The following is a 4,804-nucleotide window of genomic DNA, read 5'->3' as shown; positions in this document are numbered from 1 at the left end:
AGTTATAATAGGGGCTTATATCTTTATATAATTAAGTAAATCCTATGCAGCCAAAAGCCAATGATATTATCAAAACCCTGAAAAATAGAGGGTTGCGAGTCACCCCCCAAAGATTTGGCGTTTATGCCAACCTATTAGCCAGAGAAGATCACCCGACAGTTGATCAAATTCTGAGGGACTTGAATCAAGAAGCACCTACTTCCTCTCAAGCTACCGTATATGCGGCACTCCAGGCACTGCGAGAGGCGGGTTTGGTGCGAGAAGTGCTATTAGAGGAAGGTGTATCTCGTTATGATGCTAACGTTGCCCCTCACCATCATTTCCGCTGTAACTGCTGTGGCGCAATTGAAGATATCAACTGGAATACTTTCCCGAATATTGATGTCAGTCAACTGCGACAGGGGTTAAAAGTAGAACGGTATGAAGTGACAGTTGAGGGAATGTGCGATGCTTGCGGCACTCATGTTTGATATAATAATTAACTAGAATTGAATAGGAGCAAACAATGTACGACAGCGATAAACGTAAATTATTATCAGCATTGTGTCATGGAGCAATTTTTTTTAGTACCACAATTGTCTCCATTGGATTACCTATAGCCATACTATTTGTATCAGATGATCCTGTCGTCAAAGACAACGCCAAAGAATCTATCAATTTCCATTTTAACGTTTGGTTATATGGAACAATTCTGGGGGCATTGTTTTTTCTGATTGGTTGGTTGATTGTACCATTATTCATCTTGTTTCCACTCGCAGGTTTAGGTTATATCCTCCACTGGGGATTGACAATTTGGGCACTAACTGGTGTTTTTAGCAATCCTAATCAACCTTGCCGTTATCCGTTTATTTTTCGAGTTCTTTAGATCAAATCAGGGAAAATATGGTAGTTTAATTAATCATGGATTTTTGATTAAACAATTTACCAAAATTAATTGCATAATCTTTTAAGATTGTTTTTTGCAAATTTGTTATAAGCAAATGTCTATCAAGTTGTAAAATATAAAATTGCCCCACAGCTTCATCAACAGCAGGGCAAAAGACAGTTAAAGCACTGCTTGTAGTTTGTCTGAATAGAGCCATCTATAAACTTGCTTTTGTGACGCTTTATTCTGTGTCCATCTTATTGTTTTTTGTTACATTCAGTGAAAAAACAATTTGGACTACGGCACACTATTCGCGTTTAGAAAGGAATTTAAACTCCTTTTTATTTACGAATACAATCCTTCATTCCGTGAAATCATTAAATCCGTCAAATCAGTGATAAAAATTTATGTTTCCTATACATCGCCCTCGTCGTCTGCGTAGCCATACCCAATTACGCCGTATGGTACGTGAAACCGTTTTAACTACTAACGATTTGATTTATCCATTATTTGCAGTACCTGGAGAAGGTATTGCCAAGGAAGTCAAATCTATGCCCGGTGTTTATCAACTTTCAGTAGATAAGATTGTTGAAGAAGCTAAAGAGGTTTATGACTTAGGAATTCCGGCAATTATCTTATTTGGAATTCCGGCAGATAAAGATATAGATGCTACCGGCGCGTGGCATGATTGTGGTATTGTTCAAAAAGCAGCAACCGCAGTTAAAAATGCCGTTCCTGATTTAATTGTCATGGCTGATACTTGTCTATGTGAGTATACAAGTCATGGTCATTGTGGTTATTTACAAGTTGGTGATTTAACAGGTAGAGTATTAAATGACCCAACTTTAGAATTATTAAAGAAAACCGCAGTTTCTCAAGCTCAAGCAGGTGCAGATATTATCGCACCTTCGGGGATGATGGATGGTTTTGTGCAAGCAATTCGCGCAGGTTTGGATGAGGCGGGATTTGAAGATATCCCCATTATGTCTTATGCTGCTAAATATGCTTCGGCTTATTATGGACCATTTAGAGATGCAGCGGACTCAACACCACAATTTGGCGATAGACGCACTTACCAAATGGACCCCGGTAACGCCCGCGAAGCCCTGAAAGAAATTGAGTTGGATATTGCTGAAGGTGCTGATATGCTGATGGTAAAACCAGCTTTGGCATATATGGATATTATCTGGCGCGTTAAGGAAGCTACAAATTTACCTGTGGCAGCTTACAATGTCTCTGGTGAGTATGCAATGGTGAAGGCTGCGGCTTTAAATGGCTGGATTGATGAGCAGCGTGTGGTTATGGAAACCTTGACTGGCTTTAAACGGGCTGGTGCTGATTTGATTTTGACTTACCACGCTAAGGATGCGGCTCGGTGGTTATAGTCAGATAATTTCTCACGCAAAGGCGCAAAGACGCAAAGATGATTTTGAGTGGCTTCGTGTTTGGGCGTGAGATTTTTGGTATTTTGGATGTGATATTACTACGGTACGAATTATATTTCGCGCAAAGGCGCAAAGACGCAAAGACGCAAAGTTTAAGATTTTGATAGCTTGCGTGGCCATGCTATTAATAAAAGCATCACCGACCGTAACGGGTGTTAAGGTAAAAATTATGATTAAGACCTCAGATAAAGCGCCAAGCTACATTAAATTATTACAAACTTTCCCTCCTAGACCTATCAAATCTGATGAGGAACTGCTTGCTACTCAAAATGTAATTGATTCTCTGTTAGACCGTACTCCATTAACACCAGATGAGCAAGACTATCTTGATTTACTTGGTACTTTAGTGTACGAATACGAGCAAACAAAAGAACCAGTTCCTGATATTTATGGAATAGAATTGCTCAAAGCTCTTATGGAAGAATATGGCTTTCATCAAAAAGATTTGATTCCTGTATTTAAGACAGAATCTATGGTGTTAGATATCCTAACAGAAAAAAGCCAACTCACTGTCAGTCACATCCAAGAGTTAGCAGAGTTTTTCCATCTCTCACCTGCTGTTTTTCTACCGTTACCTACGCAAAATCTATAAAATTAAACTGTGTTAATAATTACATTTATTTTGTAAATTCTGCCGTGTGTAACAGCTTGTTCACATTGAGACTGGTAATGGGTAATTGTCTCCTTTTTGCTTCTTTGACAAAAGTAATATAAAATGCCCTGTGTTACCAGTACGGTTCACTAGCATCAAAAATTTTTGCTCTAGAGAACATTAAGTCCATTGGCCAGGTGTGAGATAAATACTATGAATCCCATTAATTTAAGTTGGAGTAAGCTGGTTGTCGCAACCGTTTCTGTTGTCGCATTATCGCCAATATTTTCTGCATTAGCAGTATCAAGACTTTCTTCCCCAGTTGCATCAAAATTAGGTAATTCTCCACAAATACAACTTTTAGTAGGTCAATCTGACGGCGAAGCAATTGATACTCCCGTTAACACGAGTTTTTCACCAGAGAAGAAATCAGCATTCACGCTTTATATATGGCAACCTGGGGGAACAATCAAAGAAGTAATTGCCCGGATTTCTATTAAGAGTAAATATGGTAATAAATATCGGCAAGAAAGGTTTTTAGGTGATTATAAATATAAGATTAAGCAAAAGGCTAAGTTTGTTAAAGGGTTTAAATTAGGCGATCGCATCGTCATCCGCTTATATGATACCAGTAATCGCTTTATTGGTTACAGTGAATTTGTTTGTTTGCCGGAAAATACGGCGGTTAACTTGATTTTATCTGCTAATCCCACAGAAAACAAAGTAGTCCGCACCTTTTATGGTTTTGATGCCAATAATGATAGCATTGTTGATAATACCAATGCCTACGATTATTTCACGGAAGTTAATAACCAAAAAGTTACTTTCTTGAATAGTTCAGAAAAGATTAATATTGTCCAATATCAAGCCGCAGGATTTGCCAAAGTTGCCACCACTGGCGCTTATCCTACCTCTTTTAGCGAAGGTGATTTTGCTGTAGCAGGTAAATCTGTCAATGCCTTTGATTCTAACTTAGCAAAAGCCTTAACTGCTAATCCTGGTAGTTTAGTAAAGTTGACTCCAATTCAGGACAACTCCAGTTTTGAACTGGGCAAATTATTAAGTGAATATCGGACAATAGGTGTAGGTAAGGGTATTCAAGTCTCATTTTCTGATATTTCCAAAAACTATTGGGCTAGGGAATATATTTCTGAATTGGCAGCAATGGAAGTAATTGGTGGATTTCCCGATGGCACTTTCCGTCCCAATGCACCAGTAACTCGTGCCGAATTAGCAGCATTATTACAAAAAGTTTTTATTAAAACTAAAGTTCGAGAAGCAATTAATTTTAAAGATGTTCCTAAGCGATATTGGGCTTATAATGCCATTCGAGAAACTTACGAAATGGGCTTTTTTACTATTCTCAACAGCAAAAACTTTAACCCCACACAAAAGCTGAATCGCCTAGATGTTTTAATAACTTTGGCCAAAGGATTGAATTATAAATTTACAGGTTCAACAGCAAATATCCTTGCCGTTTATAGTGATGCTTCTAGTATTAGAAATGAACATCGGAATTTTATCGCTGCTTTAACAGAAAATAATGTAATTACTAATTATCCCAATAAGAAATTGCTAAATTTTAAAAAAGTTGCCACTAGAGCAGATGTTTGTGCTTTACTGTATCGGGCAATGGTGAGCGCTGGAGAAGTGGCAGATTTACCTGCAAAATAAATTGGACAAACAATATCTTGTCAATTTTCTGTAGGTTGGGTTAAGCGACAGCGCAACCCAACAAATGCGTTGGGTTTCATGCTAATTGCTCCGCAACGCTAACGCGAACAACCCAACCTTGTATCTTAGAGGTATGTTAGAAGAAGTGGTAGACCGTCCCAACCTGGGTCAGAAAAGACCGCTTTGTAGCAAGGATCACCACAACAATCTCCATGACAGAACTCGAAC

6 protein-coding genes are annotated in these 4,804 nt (G+C 38.4%); 5 read left to right on the top strand and 1 reads right to left on the bottom strand.

Annotated elements, in window-relative coordinates; all coding sequences use genetic code 11:
• The first annotated feature begins 44 nt into the window (after nucleotides 1-44).
• Both IQ228_RS21400 and IQ228_RS21395 read left to right on the top strand, forming a co-directional pair.
• Complete coding sequence (locus IQ228_RS21400; RefSeq protein ID WP_027402988.1) at nucleotides 45-470, top strand: Fur family transcriptional regulator; 426 nt, start codon at nucleotides 45-47, stop codon at nucleotides 468-470.
• Nucleotides 471-505: 35 nt separating this feature from the next.
• Complete coding sequence (locus tag IQ228_RS21395; RefSeq protein ID WP_027402989.1) at nucleotides 506-865, top strand: DUF4870 domain-containing protein; 360 nt, start codon at nucleotides 506-508, stop codon at nucleotides 863-865.
• A gap of 25 nt (nucleotides 866-890) precedes the next feature.
• On the opposite strand, the gene IQ228_RS21390 is transcribed toward IQ228_RS21395, so the two are convergent.
• The gene (locus IQ228_RS21390; RefSeq protein ID WP_027402990.1) at nucleotides 891-1,082 is read right to left on the bottom strand and encodes a hypothetical protein; all 192 of its coding nucleotides are present in this window, start codon (nucleotides 1,080-1,082) and stop codon (nucleotides 891-893) included.
• A gap of 190 nt (nucleotides 1,083-1,272) precedes the next feature.
• On the opposite strand from IQ228_RS21390, the gene hemB reads away from it, so the two are divergent.
• The 3 genes from hemB (at nucleotide 1,273) to IQ228_RS21375 (ending at nucleotide 4,576) form a co-directional block, all read left to right on the top strand.
• Nucleotides 1,273-2,250: a porphobilinogen synthase gene (hemB, locus tag IQ228_RS21385; protein WP_015078649.1), complete on the top strand. Its 978-nt coding sequence runs from the start codon at nucleotides 1,273-1,275 to the stop codon at nucleotides 2,248-2,250.
• Nucleotides 2,251-2,479: 229 nt separating this feature from the next.
• Entirely contained in the window at nucleotides 2,480-2,902 is a 423-nt protein-coding gene (locus tag IQ228_RS21380) for a type II toxin-antitoxin system HigA family antitoxin (protein ID WP_027402991.1), read from the top strand.
• Between the two features lie 213 nt (nucleotides 2,903-3,115).
• Nucleotides 3,116-4,576 carry an S-layer homology domain-containing protein gene (locus tag IQ228_RS21375; protein WP_193964363.1) on the top strand — a complete coding sequence of 487 codons (1,461 nt, stop codon included), beginning with the start codon at nucleotides 3,116-3,118 and terminating at the stop codon, nucleotides 4,574-4,576.
• Nucleotides 4,577-4,804 lie beyond the last annotated feature (228 nt).

Origin of the sequence: Dolichospermum sp. LEGE 00246 (assembly GCF_015207865.1) — a bacterium.
Taxonomy (GTDB): Bacteria; Cyanobacteriota; Cyanobacteriia; order Cyanobacteriales; family Nostocaceae; genus Dolichospermum; species Dolichospermum heterosporum.
This window is presented reverse-complemented; position numbering and strand designations above follow the sequence as displayed.

Coding starts and splice junctions, on each gene's coding strand:
- IQ228_RS21375 (WP_193964363.1), top strand. CDS start 3,116: ATGAATCCCATTAATTTAAGTTGGAGTAAGCTGGTTGTCGCAACCGTT.
- IQ228_RS21395 (WP_027402989.1), top strand. CDS start 506: ATGTACGACAGCGATAAACGTAAATTATTATCAGCATTGTGTCATGGA.
- IQ228_RS21390 (WP_027402990.1), bottom strand. CDS start 1,082: ATGGCTCTATTCAGACAAACTACAAGCAGTGCTTTAACTGTCTTTTGC.
- IQ228_RS21400 (WP_027402988.1), top strand. CDS start 45: ATGCAGCCAAAAGCCAATGATATTATCAAAACCCTGAAAAATAGAGGG.
- hemB (WP_015078649.1), top strand. CDS start 1,273: ATGTTTCCTATACATCGCCCTCGTCGTCTGCGTAGCCATACCCAATTA.
- IQ228_RS21380 (WP_027402991.1), top strand. CDS start 2,480: ATGATTAAGACCTCAGATAAAGCGCCAAGCTACATTAAATTATTACAA.